The following is a 17575-nucleotide window of genomic DNA, read 5'->3' as shown; positions in this document are numbered from 1 at the left end:
CGGGCCGGCGGGAAGCCGCCGGCCCGCACCGTTGGTCAGCGCACGGTCCGCCGCTGTCAGGGGGCCCAGGGGGCGGCGATGGTCCAGGTGCTGTCGGCCGCCCAGAGGGTGGGCCTGTTGTAGGCGTCACCGCCCGCGCCGTTACTGAGCCAAACCTCCGAGTTGTAGTGCCGGAGGTACTTGCCCCGGAAGTTGTACGACTCCAGCGACACGCCGCTTCCGGTGAGCCCCACGCGGGCGCACCAGGTGGCGTCGGCCCGCAGGAGCGCTGACCCGTCGTTCGGCGAGTTGCGGACCCGGGAGTCCTGGTGCCGCAGGTACTGACCGGGATAGTTGACCGACTCGAAGGAGTAGCAGGCGCCGTCGGCCAGGCCGGGCCGGATGGTGTACGTCGCGTCGTTCTTGAGCAGCGCCGAGCTGCCCGCGTCGACCACCTCCGTGTACGCCAGGCTGTTCTGGTGCCGCAGGTACCGGTTGGTGTAGCCGGGAGTGGTGACCTGCAGGGAACGCCGGGTGTTGACCGGCAGCGCGACGGGCGCGGAGCTGCCGATCGTCCGGGAGGCGTTGATGAGGGCGGTGTTGGCCGCGCGGACGCGAGCCTGGTCCATCTTGACCACCCGCCGGTCGTACGTGAGGAAGCCGTTCAACTCCCCCTCCTGGTCGGCGATCTCGGTGTAGATCGAGGCGCTGAGTCCCTTGCCGAGCATCAGGTTCTGCGCACCCTCCACCAGTCCCACGTACCGGTCGGTGAGCGCGGCGGAGGTGGGCTGCCACTCGTAGGCGAAGAACTGCCCGTTCGGGCTGTACTCGTGGCCCGGGGTGTGCAGGCCCAGGCCGCCGAACTCGCCGAGCACCGCGATCCGGCTACTCGATGGCGAGGGGGAGTCCGGGCCCAGGTACACGTGCCAGTCGTCGATGTCGCCGTTGCCGGGGTCACCGAGGGACTGGCAGCAGTTGTGCCCGCTGTGCGGGTTGACCAGTCGGGTGGGGTCCTGATTCTTGATGTTCTGCGCCACGCGGCGGGTGTCGGCCAGGGTGCGCTCGCCCCAGCCCTCGTTGTAGGGCGTGTAGGCGACGACCGCGGGGGAGCTGCGGTGCTCGTCGACGATCTCGCGTGCCTCGCTCTCGAACTGCGCCTGCTGGGCGTCGGTGGGGTCGATGTTCTGCGCGGTCAGCGACGGGATGTCCTGCCAGACCAGCAGGCCGAGCCGGTCGGCGTGATAGAACCAGCGCTGCGGTTCGACCTTGATGTGCTTGCGCACCATGTTGAAGCCCAGGTCCTTGTGCTTCTGCAGGTCGAAGGCGAGCGCGGCGTCCGTCGGCGCGGTGTACAGGCCGTCCGGCCAGAAGCCCTGGTCGAGGGTGCCGACCTGGAAGACGAACTGGCCGTTGAGCTTCGGTCGCAGCACCCCGTTGACCATGCCGGTGGTGATCTCGCGCATTCCGAAGTAGTGGAGGGTCTGGTCGACAGTCGCGCCGCCGGCGTTGCGCAGGCGGATCCGCAGGTTGTAGAGGAACGGATCGTCGGGTGACCAGCGGCGGGCGTTGGGCACCGGGACGCTGAACTCGGTGAAGCCGCCGGTGGCGGAGCCGACGACGGTGGCGCCGTCGAGCGCCTCGGCGAGCACGCTGTGCCCGCTCACGTCGCCCCGGGTGAAGACCCGGACCCGCAGGGTGTTGGTGCTCAGGTTCGGGTAGACGTCCACGCTGCTGATCGACGCCGCCGGAACCGGCTCCATCCACACCGTCTGCCAGATACCGGAGCTGGGCGTGTAGAAGATCCCGCCGGGCTGCTTGGTCTGCTTGCCGATCGGGGGCAGGCTGCCGTTCTGCCGGGTGTCGGTGGGATCCCACACCTTCACCACGATCTCGTTCGCGCCGCCGTTGAGTTGCGGGGTCACGTCGAAGGTGAAGGCGTCGTAGCCGCCGGTGTGCGCGCCGACCCGTACGCCGTTGACCCAGACCGTGCTCTGCCAGTCCACCGCGCCGAAGTGCAGCAGGGTCCGCCGGCCCGACCAGTTGGGCGGGACGGTGACGGTGCGTCGGTAGAACAGGTAGTTGCGGTTGTCGTTGGCGGCCCGCTGGACACCGGAGAGTGCGCTCTCGACGGGGAACGGCACGTTGACCCGCTCGGGCAGATCGGTGTTGAACTGCGGGGCGTCGTCGGTGCCGGACTGGCGCAGCTGCCACTCCCCGTTGAGGTTGAGCCAGTCCGGTCGCGTCATCTGTGGTCGCGGGTACTCCGGCAGGGGCGTCCCGGCCAGCGCCTGGCTGGTCCACGGGGTGGTCAGTGGCGGCGTCTTGGCCGGGGCGGCCCGCACCGGTCGGGCCGGTGCGGCGAACACGCCGACGACGAGGGTGAGGATGAGCAGTAGGGGCAGGGCGGGGCGGGCGGGGACCTGACGTGTCATGCCGTCTCCGAGGGGCGGGTCGCCGCGGGCCGTGCAGCTGAGCCCGCAGCGCGCGGGCGGTGGGCATCGGGTGGCTTCTCGAACGCGGACGGCGGATGTCGGCGGGATTCCCACCCACAGGCAATGGTGATCCGATCGACATCCATCACCACCCGTACAACGTTATAGAGGCACCTCGACCACTCAGTCAATTGCCGGCGGTCAATGGCAGCGCCAGACCGGGCCGTGACCGGTACTTCGGGGCACCTCAGCGCAGCGCGGCGAGCTTGGCCTCGATCGCGCCGGTGCCGGCCTCCCGCAGGGACACGACGATGTCCAGCGCCTGCTGCCAGGCCACGCGGGCCGGGCCGGCGTCGCCTGCGGCGAGGTGAGCGTCGCCGAGGCTCACCAACGCATCCGCCTCCAACCGTCGATGACCGATCTCGCGACGCAGGCGCACGGCGTGCTCGTGGCAGGTGACCGCCTCCGTGAACGCGTCGAGCTGCAGGTGGGCGTGCCCGAGACTGGCCCACGTGATCGCCTGGCCGAGGACGTTGTCGACCGACGTGAACAGGGCCAGTGCCTGATCGCAGCTCTCGATCGCGGCGTGGTGGTCACCGAGCTGACCGTGCGACCAGCCGACCGCGTTCAGCGCGAAGGCCTGGCCGGTGACGTGTCCGGCCTGCCGGTGCAGGCGCAGCGCCTCCAGCGCGTGGGCGAGGGCCTGCTCGGGACGCCCGGTCCGATCATGGATCCACCCGAGGTTGAGCTCGACCCGGGCCTGCCCGGCGAGGTCGCCCAGCCGCCGGTACCTGTCGTACGCCAGCTCCAGGTGGCGCTGCGCGTCGGCGTACTGCGCAAGCGCGATGTCGGCGAAGCCGAGCACCCCGTGGGCGTACGCCTCGGCCCGGTCGTCGGCCAGCCGGACGGCCGCCGACAGCGCCGCCCGCAGGCTGCTGGTCCAGTCCTGGAAGTAGCCGCGCTGGTTGAGGTAGGTGGTGATCGCCCAGGCGAGGTGACACGTGTGGCGGTCGAATCCGTGGTCGCTCGCCAGCCGCAGGGCCGAGAGCAGCACCGGGTGCTCGTCGGTGAACCACCACATTGCGGCGTCGCGATCGGCCAGCGCCACCGGCGCGACCCCGGGCCCGGGCGGGTCGATCGCCAGCCGGTCCCGCTGCGGATAGAGCAGCTCGTCGGCGGCGTACGCGACGGACAGGTAGTGGTCGAGCAGGCGGGAGCGGGCGGCGTGACGACTCGCCTCGCTGTCCTCGGCCGCCGCCAGCTCGGTGGCGTACGCGCGCAGCAGATCGTGGTACGTGAACCGTCCCGGGCGGTGCTCGGTGAGCAGGTGGGCCCGAGTCAGCTCGGCCAGGTGGCGGTGGGCCTGCGCGAGCGTGATCCCCGCGATGCTGGCCGCCGCCGCGACGGCGAAGTCCGGGCCCGGATGGACGCTCAGCAGACGGAACAGCCGGGCGGTGGGCTCATCGAGGGTCCGGTACGACCACGACATGACCAGCCGCAGGTCGGTGACCGGTTCGCCGCCGTCGAAGGCATCCAGGCGCCCGGCCACCGGGCGCAGACTGGCCGCCAGGTTCATCAGTCGAAATCCACTGTGGATGGCCGCCCGGGCGGCGACGACGGACAGCGCCAGGGGCAGCCCGGCGGAGGCGCTGACGATGGCGTCCACGGCCTCGGGCTCTGCGGTGACGCGCTCCGCGCCGAGGCGTCGGGTCAGCAGTTCGCGGGAGTCGGCCCCGGACATGACGTCCAGGGTGATCGGATCAGCGCCGTTCACACTGACCAGACCCAGGAACTGGTCCCGACTGGTGACGAGGACGAAGCAGCCCGGAGCGCCCGGCAGCAGCTGGCGTACCTGGTCGGCATCGCCCGCGTTGTCGAGGACCACCAGCACCCGCCGGCCGCCCAGCAGACTGCGATATCGAGCGACCTGCTCATCCAAGGCCGTCGGCGGACGGGCGTCCGGTCCCGCGAGCGCGTTGACGAATCCGGCGAGCGCCGTGCTCGGGCTGACCGGGACGCCACCCGGGTCGAAGCCGCGAAGGTTGACGTAGAGCTGGCCGTCGGGAAACTGCGCGGCGACGCGATGAGCCCAGTGCACCGCGAGCGCGGTCTTGCCCACCCCGGCGGTGCCGGAGATGATCGCGAGACCCATCGCGGTCGGCTGATCCGCCGCTCGGGCCAGAATCCCGTCGAGGCGGGCCAGCGCATCGGCGCGGCCGACGAAGCCGAAGCCGTCCGCCGGCAACTGCGCCGGAACGCCGCTGGTGGCGGCAGGGGTCGGCGTACCGGAGAGGAACCGGTCCCGTCGGACCCCGCGCAGGCCGAAGGCGTCGGCCAGCAACAGCATCGTCGCGGGTCGCGGTCGCGCGATCCGTCCCGCCTCAAGGTCCCGGAGATGCCGGACCGACAGCCCTGTCTTCGCGGCCAGATCCTCCTGCGTCAGCGCGCTGTGACGCCGCAGCTCCTGTACGGCCTCCCCGAACACGGGGATCACGGTATCGACGGCTTTCAGTGCGGGCAATCGGCCATACGACGCATGTGATCGGTCGGTGGTGACAGCGGATCTGCCGGAGGAGGTCCGCGATCGCCGTCACCGTCGGTCGTGCGCGCCTCTCGTATGGACGATCTTGCCCGATTCGAGATCACTCACCGTGGTCGATGTGGACACCCCCTCGTTTGAGCCCTACAGTCTCGCCACCGGTTCACGTTCAATCACGGGGGTTGAGATGGTGCCTGGCCGCTCGATGCTGCCTGCCTTCTTTCTGAGACGTTCCCGATTCACCGCCGCCAGCGTCGCAGCCGTGGTCGTGGGTTCCCTGCTCATCGCGCCGTCATCCGTCGAGGCGGCGGCGCCCGCCGCGGAGCCCGCCAACCCGTCGGTCGCACCGGACGCCGCGTCGGCCGTCGCCCAGGCGAAGCGTTCCGGCCGTCGGGTGGAGGTCGCCGACGCCCGTACCGAGCTGACGCAGGTCTTCGCGAACCCGTCCGGCGGTTTCACGTCGGAGTCGGCGGTCACGCCGCAGCGGGTCCGCCGTACGGACGGGTCGTGGGCGCCCGTCGACCTGACGCTGCGAGCCGGGGCGGGAGACTCGCTGCGTCCGGTCGCCTCGGTGGCCGACGTGCGGTTCTCCGCCGGCGGCAAGGGCCCGGCGGTGACGCTGGTCCGACAGGGGAAGTCGCTGACCCTGTCCTGGCCGGGTGGGCTGCCGAAGCCGACAGTCAGCGGGGACTCGGCCACCTACCCGGAGGTGCTACCGGGCACGGATCTGGTGCTTCGGGCCACCCGGAGCGGCTTCACGCACGTCTTCGCGGTCAAGAACGCACAGGCCGCGGCCAACCCTGCGCTCCGCACGCTCCGCTTCGACCTCGGCGGCGACGCCCGCGTGGTGCGCGGCGCCGACGGACGGCTTTCCGCGATGGCGGGTGCCGAGGTGCTCGCCTCGGCGGAGCCGGCCGTGATGTGGGACTCGAACACCACGCCGTCGGCCGTCGCGAGGTCGATGGCCGGCGGTGACGCCGAGGGTGGCCCTGAGCTGGCCCGCTCCACGGCGGCAGCGCCGGGCGACGTCGCGAAGACGGCCGCCGTCGGTGTCGAGGTCGCCGGGGGCGACCTGGTGCTGCGTCCGGACACCGGCCTGCTCTCGACCGCGGCGGCCTTCCCGGTGTTCATCGACCCGGCGTGGTCGACGGGCAAGTCCCGGTGGGCGTACGCGACGAACAACAACACCAACAACACCGACACGTCGGTGGCGCGGGTCGGCCGGGATCCGGACAGCGGCAAGCTCTACCGCTCGTACTTCGACTTCCCGCTGACCTCGATGAAGGGCAAGCACATCGAGTCCGCGTACGTCCAGATGAAGCTGGACCACTCGTGGTCGTGCGGGAACACGCCGACGTACCTGTACCACTCGGCGGGCATCTCCTCGACGCCGCGGACCGCGTGGGCGCCGAAGCTGAACAGCTTGAAGTCGACGGCGCAGTCGCACGCGAACGAGGGCTCCGGTTGCTCGGACTCGCCGCAGCCGGACATGACTGTCAACTTCACCGGCTCGGCCGTCACCAGCATCATCCAGACCCACGCCACCAACAAGTCAGCCAGCATCACCATGGGTTTCTGCGCGTGCAGCGCCACCGACGGCTCGGGTGAGTCCACCACCGACCGCTGGAAGAAGTTCTGGCCGAACAGCGCGAAACTGATCGTCGACTTCGACTCCATCCCCGGGGCGCCGAACAATCTCCAGGTTCACGGGGTCGCCTGCCCAACCGGCCAGCGGATCGGCATCGGCACGCTGAACCCGACCTTGTCGGCGATCTATCCGGACGCCGACACCGGTCAGGCGCTGCGCACGACGTACGAGTGGCTCCAGATCCCCACCACCGGGGGCTACAACGACTCCACGCCCCGCAAGACGGCGCCGGCGGGGGCGTCGGTGCCGGCCAACGGTCGCTCCACCACGGCCGCCCTCTCCGGTCTGGTCGAAGGCGGCGCCTACGCCTTCCGGGCCAGGTCGACCGACCCGTCGCCGTACAGCATGACCAGCGCCTGGTCCGCGTGGTGCGAATTCACCGTGGACACCAAGGTTCCTCCGGTGACCGTCAGCCTCACGTCGTCGAACCCGAACCCCCTGCCCGGTACGGTGGCGACGTTCGGCCTCAGCACCACCGACACCACGGTGGCCAAGTTCCGCCACGGCTGGGTCTCCCCGACCAACGAGGTGCCCGCGGTGAGCACCTGCGTCAACGGACCGTCGGGCACCGTCTGCACCAAGACCGCCACGGTCTCCGCCATCGTGCCGAAGTACGGCCTGAACACGTTCCAGGTCTCGGCGGTGGACAGCACGGGCAACATCGGACGGGCCTCGGTCGAGTTCACGGCGAGCCGGCCGTCGCCGGCCGTCGCGCGGTGGGGCCTGCAGAGTTACCCGGGGGTGACCCAGGCGCAGGCCCTGGCCGACGGTCAGCCCGCACTGGGAGGCGACACTCCGTTGACGGCGACGAACGTCACCTGGCCGAACGACGTGCGCCTGGTCGGCGGTCAGGCGGCCACGCTCGGCGGACCCGCCACCGGCGGTTACCTGTCGACGTCCGGGCCGGTCGTCAACACGACGAGTTCGTACAGCGTGGCGGCGTGGGTGCGGCTGCCCAGCGTGCCGGCGAACAACATGGCCATCGCGACGCAGAGCGGTGCGTGCGACTTCGGGTTCTTCTTCGGCATCGTCCAGGTCTCGGGAGTGCCGAAGTGGAACGTCACCATGCGCAATGGTGACTGCACCGGTGCTGCTTACACAGTCCTGCACGCGCCCACCGCGATCTCGGCCGCCGATGTCAACCGTTGGCGGCACGTCGCCTTCTCCTACGACCAGGCGGCCCGCACCCTGACGCTGTTCGTGGACGGCGCGGCTGTCGCTTCCACGCCGTGGACGACCGCGTGGAACGCCGCCGGCCCGTTCCACGTCGGCCGGAACTACGCCCAGAACACCAAGGTTTCCGACAACTTCTTCAACGGATCGCTTGTCGACGTCCAGGTCTTCGACCGGGCGCTGGTGGGCGACGACTTCACCGGCCAGCTCGCCGAGACGCCAGGCTCCGGTGGCGTCGACGAGCCGGGGATGCTGAGTCCGACCCTGGTTGGTGACTGGGACTTCAACGGGGCCGTCCCCTGCTACGTCCAGTCGACCGACCCGGACCTGTGCAACGCCCCGGAGTCCGGTCAGTTCGGTCGTCGTCTCGGGTTGACCGTCGGTACCGACGTCGGCAGCGACAGCCGCAGCTTCCTGCGGTTCAACTCGCAGGGGCTGGAGGACCCCAACCAGGTCACCACGGAGTACGGCCACTCGATGAAGAACGTCGGTGGCGCCTGGCAGGACACCCGAGTGGCGAAGACAAACGACTCGTTCTCGGTGTCGGTGTGGCTGCGGCCGGAGTCGCTCGGCATCCAGACGGCTGTCGCCCAGATCGGCACCAGGAACTCCGCCTTCTATCTGGGGCAGCGGACGAAGACCGTGAACGGAGTCACCGGGAACTGGTGGTCCTTCAGCCTCTTCGGACTGGACACGTCGCCCCAGAACGGGAATGTCGTGGACATCATGATGACCTCCCGGCAGATGAACGCGGAGGACGACCTGTCCACCTGGACCCACCTGGTCGGCGTCTACGACCTGGGCCGCCGTGAGGCCCGTCTCTACGTCAATGGCGAGCGCGTGGCCGCCGTGCCGTTCCCGGGCACCTTCACGGGGGCTTTCGACGCCACCGGGCCGGTCTGGGTCGGTGCCTCCCAGTACCAGCCGCCGGGCCAGGCGGTCCAGATCGTCGACAAGTGGGATGGCGACGTGTCGAACCTCAACCTCTATCAGGGGGCACTGACCGACGTCGACGTCAAGCAGCTCAACGACAGGCAGTCGGTGGCGGACGTCACGCCTACCGACTGATCCGCTCACGGTGTGCGCGCCGGCCGGCCCTCGGGCCGGCCGGCGCTGTCCTTGGCAGTCGTACCAGAACGTCAACCAATCTTCGGAACGGTCGCCTGTGGAGACATGGGTGAAACACACCCTTCGGACAACCCGCAAACCCCTACGCCCGCCGGCAGGTGGGAGCCGACTCCGCCGTGCTGACCGGTACGTTGGCCGTGTCGACGCTGTCCGTGCCGACACAGGCGGCGGCCAAGCCGCAGCCGCACCTGACATCGCAGCAGGAGAAGCTCGACTCTGACGGCGTGCCGGCGAAGGGCCGGGCGTGGCCGGTCAAGAAGGTGCCCAGCGCGCAGCTCACGGCACCGGTCTGGCCGAAGCCGGGTAAGGGTCCGTGACGCTGCCCGCCCCGGCTACCGGCCAGCGTGGGGTCGCGGCGTCGCGGGTGCGTGCCGGTGCCCTGCCGGTGACGGTGGGCCGGGCGTCCAGCACCGCGGGAGCCCGGACCGACGCCGTCTCGGTGGAGGTGCTGGATCGCGGGCAGCACCGTCGCCTCTCGTAACGGCGCGGGTCGCACCTGGCTCTTCGACGACCATCAGGGCACGCAGAGCGTGGCCGTCGACGTGTCATCGATCCTCCGGGTACTCCGGGCGGTGGTCACGGCGCGGGTGCTCCCCACATTGTCTCGGAGTTCCTCGACAGGTTTCTCGGCTTCGAGGACGGGGTGATAACGGGAATCTCCATCGTGCTTCCTCGAGGTGACCGGGAGGGTCGCCAGATCGAGTTGCAGATCCAGGCGCTTGACCGCACGTCGCCGGGTCAGGATGGCCCGCATGGGCCACTGTTCGGATGGAAGTTGGTGCACATACGCATGCGGGGTGTGCGCGAATACTGCCTCAGTGAAACCGTTCAGTACCCTCTGCAGGTGCGTTCCGGCCACCTCGCCGAGCCCTATCGCGTAACCGCGGGGCTGGCCGAGGGACGACCGATGGTCGGCGCGGACCCGCCACTGCGGCGCAGCCGCGTGTCCGCGGCGAGCAACGTGAGGGCGGCCAGCGTCAGCAGTCCACCGATGAGTGCCAGGGGGCGTGCCCCTGAGATCGGCAGGAGGGTGCCGCCGAGCAGCGATCCGCCGGCGATGCCGGCATTGAAGGCAGTACTGACGCCGGCCGACGCGATGTCGGTGCTGCCGGGAGCCAGTTGCAGCATCCGGTTCTGCACTGCGGAGCCGAACGCCGCGTAGGCGAGGCCGATGGCGGCGAGAAATGCGACCGCGCCGTGCCGGAGCGTGCCGAGCGCGTACATGCCGAACAGCGCGGCAGTGCCGATGCTCAGCGGCGTCAACAGGGAGGCGATGGGCCGGGCGTCCAGCGTCCGGGCCGCGGCCAGGGTGCCGAGTACGCCCGCAGTGCCGGCGGCGAACAGCAGCGGCGCCAGGGCCGCGTCGGCGAAGCCGCTGATGTCGAGCAGGAACGGTGTGATGTAGGTCTGCAGGGTCATGAAGCCGCCGATGCCGAGGGCGGTGGCGATCAGCAACACGGCGAAGCGCCGCCCGTCCGGCGCGGTGCCCCGGGCCGCGCCACCCGCTGCCGGGGGATATGACGGCAGAAGGACGAACACCGCGGCGGCGATCGCCAGACCGGCTCCGGCCAGCGCCGCGAACGCCACACGCCAGCCGGCCTGCTGCCCGAGCCACGTGCCGAGCGGTACGCCGAGCACCGGGGCGAGTGTCGCCCCGGTCGCGAACAGCGCCACCGCCCGGCCGCGCACGGCGACCGGGAACGGCCCGATCACTGTCGCCGTGGCGACGGACCAGAACATCGCCTGGGCGAGAGCGGTCACGAGACGCGAGCCGGCGAGCACCGCGTACGTCGGGGCGAGGGCGGCGGCGGCGTTCGCTACGGCGAACAGGAACATGGTGGCGCCGAGAAGGTGCCGCCGGGGAATCCGCTGGGTCAGTCGGGTCAGCGGCACCGATGCCAGCACGACCACGACGGCGTACCCGCTGACCAGCAGGCCCACCTGCGAGCGGGACCGGTCGAGGTCGGGTGCGATGTGGGTCAGCAGGCCGACGGGCAGCAACTCCGTCGTGATGAACGCGAACGCGGCGAGGGAGAGCGCGACGAGCACGGCCCTGGCCCTTCGCGGTGACACCTCTGACGCCATGGCCCACCCCCGTTCCTGGTCACCGTAATCGAGGGCCCGGCCCCCGCTCATGCTGGTCTGGCGTCGGGTCACATCTTCGGCTGTGGTCCCTGGCCTGGCGATGCGGACGCACGAGCTCGTGATCTCAGTCATTGCCTGCCTCTCACGCCAGTCCCTCCCGGCTTGGCGAACCAGGCCATAGCGGCAGACCCCTAATCCGACAACTCGGCTGCTTGCGACATAACGCTCATAGGACCGGGCGTATGGCTTGCCGCCCCGTCCAATCGGATGAGTCCGTCCTGTATCCACCTGTTTACCGTGGGTGAATCGGGCGGGGTGGCGAAGGAGATGAGGACGCGCATGAGCCGGACAGCGAAATGGATCGTGACCGTGGTTGGCGGGTTCGGTCTCGCAGGGATCGTCTTCTTGACGGTTCTACGGGTGGCGTCCGAACTCGACGCCAGGTGGACGCTGGCTGCGGCAGCGGCCGCCGCCGCAATCGGCCTGGCGACGGCGATCGGTTCGTCGTGGGTGAGTCATGGCGGGAACCCACCGCCAGCCACTGAGAGAAGTCAGACTGTTTCGCACTCCCGTCTGCGGAGCAACTCGGGAAGCGTCATAGGGAACGCGCGGAACGTCCACATCAACGCTGATCGGTCGCAGGTGCGCGAAAGGCGCGGCAGGCGGGAGCGGTCGTGACCGAGGCCGGCAACCAGACGGTCACCAACGCTCAGCTTCGCAGCAAGTCTGGGTCCGTCTTCGGGAACACACGTGATGTTTTCCTCTATGACGTCTACCAGGAGAACAAGAACCACTACGTAGTCAACAACCACTTGTACGCCCGGGAAGATCTCGCGATCACCTGCGGGAAACTGGAAACCCACGCGCCCGAGGAGGCCTGCGAACTCTTCGACGAGGTGACGCCGATCGAGTACCGTCGACTCGTCCTTCGGACCCTCGCTGCGCAGCATGCAGCGGACATCTTGACGATGATGGCCGGGAAGCACGATGGCCTGATGCGGTGCGCCGAGCACCTTGGGCCGATGGACAGCCAACATGCGTGGCGGATCATGCAGTCGCTCAACGCGCGAATCCGAGCGGGCGCGATGACACGAATGCGCCCGGAGCAGGTTGCACGGCTGCTCACCTATCTAGGTCGGCTCAAAGGCCCGCTTCCTAACGCCGGCCATCCGGCTCCCACCGGACCCGCCGTTGTCGCCCAACTGCTGTCGAATATGGCTGCAGTCGACCCAAACGCAGTCAAGGTGATTCTGACTCTGCCGGAAGTTCGTGGGGAGGCAGCAGCGTGGCTCAGTCAGGTGAACCCCTCCGGGCTGGCGGCCTTGTTCACCCGGATGAGTCCCGAGGAAGCTGGCGGCCATCTCGAAGCGATGCCGCCGGTCCGATCCGCCGCCGTGATTGCTGCCGGCCTACCGAACCGATGGCTGGCCGTGATGGCCCCTGATTGCGCCGCTCGGACCATAGCCGCCTTAGCGCTCCTCGACGCGGACAGGGCTGCGGACTGCCTCAGACTTCTCGATCAGGACACCGCGGCCAACCTGCTCGCCAAGATGGACGACGATCGTGATCAGCGACCGGCCGTCGTCCGCAAACTGGACTCCAAACTTGCGGTGGCGCTGCTCGCCAGCGTGCACCTCCAGGCATCCCCCGACATCGCTCGGGCCCTGTTGAACGAGCAGCCGGACTGGCGACGCGTCACCGGCACCTGGCCATGGTTTTCGGCGGCCGTCCTCGCGGTGCAGACGGCCGACACCTTCGGTGGGGCTGGTCGGCTATGGTGGCGGCTCCGCCGGGCCTTCGCGGACTGGACACCCGAACTACGCGAACGGCGGACACGGGACGCAAAGATAGCCGCTATGACAACGGTGGCCGCTGTCATAGTCGCGTTTGTCGTATGGCCGGACACGCCGGCAGGGACCGCGGCACCGGCGCCGGCGGCGGGAGGAGCACAAGGTGCTGTGGCGCCGCCTTTCACCCTCTTCTCGGAGGACTTGCCCCTGATGACGAATCGCGGGATCTGGTCCGCGAGCGAATGTCCACGTTGGGGACAGCAGGTGGATGTGGTCGCCGACCAGCCCGTCATCCTGCGGCTTGTCTGCCTGGTGGGACGGGCTCAACCAGCCACGTCGGTGGCCTATCTGCAGTACCCGCCAGGCAGCATTCCCTTCAGCAATCGGCCGACCGAGGCTGATAGCCCGGCTGTGGGTGCCACCGTTTATCGAGTCCTGACGCCCCCCGAGAAGACCTGGACCGGGCACGGGCGCCACGGTACGTATCTCGAATATTTGCCGGACAGCCACAAGTCCGCGATCTGGTTGGAGGAGCAGGGCGACGTTGCGATGGCGATGGTATTGTTCGGCCCCGATCCGGCCGGGATGGACGATGCCGCATTGGGAAGGCTGTTCACCTCGTTGCGACTGGTCCTCTCCGAGCACGGATACACCCTCGGCGCTTAGCGGCCAACCGGCCCATGTCCTCGTGTGCGGACCTTTGAGGCACCACCTGCGGCGATCGGATCAGCCTTCCAGGTACGAATGGAAGTTGGCTGGCAAGCAAGATTGTTGGCGTCGCGGCTTTCGACTTCGGAGGTGTCGTCGTGTGGCAGTAAGCTCGGTCATCCGGCCGACGCCCGCCCACACACGCCGCTCAAGGCTTCGGTCGGTCGGTCGGTGGTGGCTGGGGCGCCGTGATGGGGCAGGAAGTGTCGTCGAGCGGTGGCCGTCAGATGGTGATGACGACCTTGGCCCGCGCGTGCTCGCCTTCGAGATACCGGATGGCCGCGGGCACCTCGTGCAGTGGATACGTACGGTCGATGACCGGGGTGAGGCGGCCGGCCTCGACGTGGGCGCGCAACGCGTCGAGGTGCTGCCGGCCCGGTGTCGTCGTGAGCGTGACGATGCGCTGTCGGACCAGCGGGGCCAGCAGCCGTCCGCGAGCGAGCAGCCCGACCGGCCCGATGAGGCTGCCACCGTCGTACACGCCGCCGCCGGAGAGCACCAGCGTCCCCGTGGGTGTCAGCGCCCGCCGCAGCTCCCTGAGTGAGCGGTTGCCGACCAGGTCGAACACGACGTCGTGGCGGTCCGCGCCGCGGGTGAAGTCGTCGCGGCGGTAGTCGACGACGTGGTCGGCGCCGAGCGAGCGGACCAGGTCGACGTTGCGGGTGCTGCACACCCCGGTCACGGTGGCGCCGAGCGCCTTGGCCAGTTGCACGGCGAGGGTGCCGACGCCGCCGGAGGCGCCGTTGATGAGCACGCGGTGGCCGGGCTCGACGCACCCGGCGTCGCGCAGGCCCATGAGCGCGGTGATACCGGCCAGGGGCAGGGCCGCCGCCTGCTGCGGGGTCAGGTTCGCCGGCATCGCCGCGACCAACGTCTCGGGCACGCACACGTACTCGGCGAACGCCCCGTTGGCCTCGCCGAGGTCGCCGAACACCGCGTCGCCCGGCCGCACCTGCCGGACGTCGGCGCCGACGGCCTCGACCCAGCCCGCGAAGTCGCGGCCACGGATGCGCGCCCGGGGCCGCGTCCGGCCCATCGCCAACCGCGCCATGCGGGGATCACCACGCATGGCATGCCAGTCGTACGCGTTGAGCGAGGCCGCCTCGACCCGTACGAGCACGTCGCCCGGGGCGGGCGTCGGCGCGGCGACCTCGGCGAGCTTGAGGGTTTCCGGTGGGCCGTATCGGCCCTGAACGATCGCCTTCATGATCCCTCCCGAAGGGTGTACGGCGTACACTGACGGTAGGTGTACGCCGTACACCTGTCAAGGCGGTTATGGTTCAACGACCGCCGGACAGGACGAGGACGAGATGGCTGAGCAGGCTGAGACGCTGCGCCGGACGCCGCTGAGCAGGGATCGCGTCCTGCGTGCCGCAGTGGCGCTCGCCGACGAGGCCGGCATCGAATCACTCAGCATGCGCAACCTCGCCCAGGACCTGGGCGTCGTGCCGATGGCGCTCTACAAGCACGTGGCCAACAAGGACGAACTGCTCGACGGCATGATCGACGTGATCGTCGGCCAGATCGACCCGCCCGCGTCCGACACCAACTGGAAGGACGCCATCCGCCGGCGCATCCTCTCGGCGCGGGAGGTGCTGCGCCGCCACCCCTGGGCGGCGCTCGCGATCGAGTCCCGGAACATGGCGACGCCGGCCATCCTCGCCTACCTCGACTCGGTGGTCGCGACCTTCAAGGCCGGCGGGTTCTCCGCCAACCTCGCCCACCACGTGATGCACACGATGGGCAGCCGGGTGCTGGGCTTCAGCCAGGAACTGTTCGACGCCTCCCGCCAGGCCGGTCGCTCCGGAGCCACCAGCCCCGAGCCGCCCGCCGCCCTACCGCCGGAGTTCGCCGACCGGTTCCCGCACCTGGCCGAGATCGCCGGGGCGGCGTCCCACGACGACCAGTCGGTCGTCGGGCCGGGCTGCGACGACCAGTTCGAGTTCGAGTTCGCGCTGGACCTGCTGCTCGACGGCATCGAACGGCTCCACCAGCAGGGCTGGACATCGCCACGGCGAGGCCGCTGAGGCGAGGGCTCGCACCGTCGGCTCGGCGAGGTGGCGCGCGGCCCTGATTCTTCACTCCGATGTCACCACGCGACCCCCCGGGTGACGTGTCGATGTCCGTCGGCCGGAGTTGGCTGTCAGCCGTCGCACTTGCCTTGACCAGGAGCTGATCCGCGTGCCTTCCTCCCGTCGTACCTTCCTCGCTGGCGGCGCCGCCGCCGGTGTGGGCCTTGCCGTCGCCGGTGGCCTGCCGTCCCTGGCGCAGGCCAGCCCCAGCCGGCCGCACTCGCCCGTCAAGGGCGGCCACCTGCCCTTCCCGCCGCTGGTGGACGACCCCAAGGGGATCCTGGCCCTGCCCGCGGGCTTCAGCTACACAGTGGTCACCCGGACCGGCGTCACCCGACTCAACGGTGGCCAGGGCACGACCCCGTCGGACCACGACGGCATGGCCGTCTACGACGCCGGCCACGGCCGCTACACCCTGATCCAGAACCACGAGATCGACCCCGGCGCCGAGTTCGGCGTGCCGCACGTCAAGGGCACTGTCTACGACCCGGGCGCCGTCGACGCCGGTGGCTGCACCGTCATCACGACGGACCGGGCGGGGCGCAACCTGGGCGAGTTCGTCGCCCTCTCCGGCACCGTCTCCAACTGCGCCGGTGGGCCGACCCCGTGGGGGACCTGGCTGACCTGCGAGGAGACCGAGGACCGCGCCGGCGATGCGTGGGAGGAGGGCGGCCGCACCGGCGCCTTCGCGAAGGACCACGGGTACGTCTTCGAGGTCTGGGCCGACGGCAGCGCCGACCCGCGGCCGATCAAGTGCCTCGGCCGCTACTCCCACGAGGCCCTGGCGGTCGACAAGGACCGCACCCACGTCTACCTCTCCGAGGACGCGGACGGGCCGAACGGCCTCTTCTACCGCTGGACCGCCCCGGCCGGGGTCAAGCTGGGCCCCGGCGTGCTCACCCGCCTCGCGCCGAACGCCGGCGTCCTCGCCGCGATGCAGATCATCATGGACGACGGCTCCGTGCTGCCGGACGTCGCCTACCTGACCTCCGCCCAGCTGGGCCGCCCGTTCCCGGTGCGGTGGATCGCGGTGCCGGACCGCGACGCGCGGACCACGTCCGTACGCGAGCAGTTCGCCGACGGCCAGGTCACCCGGGGACGCAAGTTCGAGGGCGTGTGGGCCACCGACGAGGGCGTGTACGTGGTCAACTCGTACGCCTGGGACGAGGGTGACCTGCCGGCGGACGCGGCGCCGCACGACGGCATGGTCTGGTTCTACAACTTCAAGGACCAGACCATCCAGCTGGTGACGTACTTCCCGCACCAGACCCAGTCCGAGGAGGGGACGCCGGTCAAGTACACCGACCTCACCTTCGACGGTCCGGACAACGTCACCGTCACCCCGTGGGGCAGCCTCGTGCTCGCCGAGGACGGCTCGGGCGCCTCGCACGTGCTCAGCACGATCCCGGGCGGCCCGACGTACCCGATCGCCCGGAACCAGCTCAACGATTCGGAATTCTGCGGGCCTACCTTCAGCGCCGACGGCAAGGTGCTCTTCGTCAACATGCAGGACCCCGGCCTCACCCTGGCCATCACCGGCCCGTGGGAGAAGTACCTGGGCTGACCGGCGGCGTGGCCGCGGCTCGTCGACAATGGCAACTGTGCGTCCCGCCTTCGTCCTGCACGACCACCGCAAACCCCGACCGCACTTCGACCTGCGGCTCGAGGAGAACGGGGTGCTGCGCTCGTGGGCGGTTCCCCGTGGCCTGCCGGACAGTCCCAGTGACAACCGGCTCGCGATCGCGGTGCCCGACCACGACCTCGATCACCTGACCTACACCGATGCCGACAAGTCGATAGCCGACATCGGCACGTGGGAGGAGCACGACCGCACCGACCGCCGGATGCTGTTCACGCTGCACGGGCGCACCGGCAGCAGGCGGTACGCGCTCATCCGTACCGGCGAGGGGTGGCTGCTCCACCTGACGAAGGAGCAGCCACCGGGCTGAGGCTCACGCGGGCCCCGTGGCCCGGCACGTCGGCGCGGACTGTCGAGGCGGCGGTTCCGGGCCGGCCGGACG

General features: G+C 69.9%; 10 protein-coding genes. 6 read left to right on the top strand and 4 right to left on the bottom strand.

Going from position 1 to position 17575, the window contains the following annotated elements:
- Positions 1 to 56: 56 nt before the first annotated feature.
- Together AB0B97_RS11580 and AB0B97_RS11575 are read right to left on the bottom strand one after the other, a co-directional pair.
- Positions 57 to 2411: an AbfB domain-containing protein gene (locus AB0B97_RS11580; protein WP_357492839.1), complete on the bottom strand. Its 2355-nt coding sequence runs from the start codon at positions 2409 to 2411 to the stop codon at positions 57 to 59.
- A 247-nt stretch (positions 2412 to 2658) separates the two neighbouring features.
- Positions 2659 to 4896, bottom strand: coding sequence for a tetratricopeptide repeat protein (locus tag AB0B97_RS11575; RefSeq protein WP_357492837.1), 2238 nt, complete (start codon positions 4894 to 4896; stop codon positions 2659 to 2661).
- A 316-nt stretch (positions 4897 to 5212) separates the two neighbouring features.
- Between AB0B97_RS11575 and AB0B97_RS11570 the strand changes: the two genes are divergently transcribed.
- Positions 5213 to 8839, top strand: coding sequence for a LamG domain-containing protein (locus tag AB0B97_RS11570; protein WP_357492835.1), 3627 nt, complete (start codon positions 5213 to 5215; stop codon positions 8837 to 8839).
- A 158-nt stretch (positions 8840 to 8997) separates the two neighbouring features.
- Positions 8998 to 9216: a hypothetical protein gene (locus tag AB0B97_RS11565; protein ID WP_357492833.1), complete on the top strand. Its 219-nt coding sequence runs from the start codon at positions 8998 to 9000 to the stop codon at positions 9214 to 9216.
- A gap of 553 nt (positions 9217 to 9769) precedes the next feature.
- Here AB0B97_RS11565 and AB0B97_RS11560 read toward each other — a convergent pair.
- Positions 9770 to 10972: an MFS transporter gene (locus AB0B97_RS11560; protein WP_357492831.1), complete on the bottom strand. Its 1203-nt coding sequence runs from the start codon at positions 10970 to 10972 to the stop codon at positions 9770 to 9772.
- 686 nt (positions 10973 to 11658) lie between these two features.
- Here AB0B97_RS11560 and AB0B97_RS11555 point away from each other — a divergent pair.
- Positions 11659 to 13440: a hypothetical protein gene (locus tag AB0B97_RS11555; protein ID WP_357492829.1), complete on the top strand. Its 1782-nt coding sequence runs from the start codon at positions 11659 to 11661 to the stop codon at positions 13438 to 13440.
- Positions 13441 to 13705: 265 nt separating this feature from the next.
- Here AB0B97_RS11555 and AB0B97_RS11550 read toward each other — a convergent pair whose 3' ends face one another.
- Complete coding sequence (locus AB0B97_RS11550; protein ID WP_357492827.1) at positions 13706 to 14689, bottom strand: NAD(P)-dependent alcohol dehydrogenase; 984 nt, start codon at positions 14687 to 14689, stop codon at positions 13706 to 13708.
- 103 nt (positions 14690 to 14792) lie between these two features.
- Here AB0B97_RS11550 and AB0B97_RS11545 point away from each other — a divergent pair, with 103 nt between their 5' ends.
- The 3 genes from AB0B97_RS11545 (at position 14793) to AB0B97_RS11535 (ending at position 17503) form a co-directional block, all read left to right on the top strand.
- Positions 14793 to 15509: a TetR/AcrR family transcriptional regulator C-terminal domain-containing protein gene (locus AB0B97_RS11545; protein WP_357492825.1), complete on the top strand. Its 717-nt coding sequence runs from the start codon at positions 14793 to 14795 to the stop codon at positions 15507 to 15509.
- A 154-nt stretch (positions 15510 to 15663) separates the two neighbouring features.
- Complete coding sequence (locus tag AB0B97_RS11540; RefSeq protein ID WP_357492823.1) at positions 15664 to 17118, top strand: alkaline phosphatase PhoX; 1455 nt, start codon at positions 15664 to 15666, stop codon at positions 17116 to 17118.
- A gap of 28 nt (positions 17119 to 17146) precedes the next feature.
- The gene (locus AB0B97_RS11535; protein ID WP_357492821.1) at positions 17147 to 17503 is read left to right on the top strand and encodes a DNA polymerase ligase N-terminal domain-containing protein; all 357 of its coding nucleotides are present in this window, start codon (positions 17147 to 17149) and stop codon (positions 17501 to 17503) included.
- Positions 17504 to 17575: the final 72 nt, after the last annotated feature.

Source organism: Micromonospora sp. NPDC049004, from assembly GCF_040649315.1.
GTDB lineage: Bacteria > Actinomycetota > Actinomycetes > Mycobacteriales > Micromonosporaceae > Micromonospora.
Note: the sequence above shows the minus strand (reverse complement) of the source record. Positions and strands in the feature narration are given on the sequence as shown.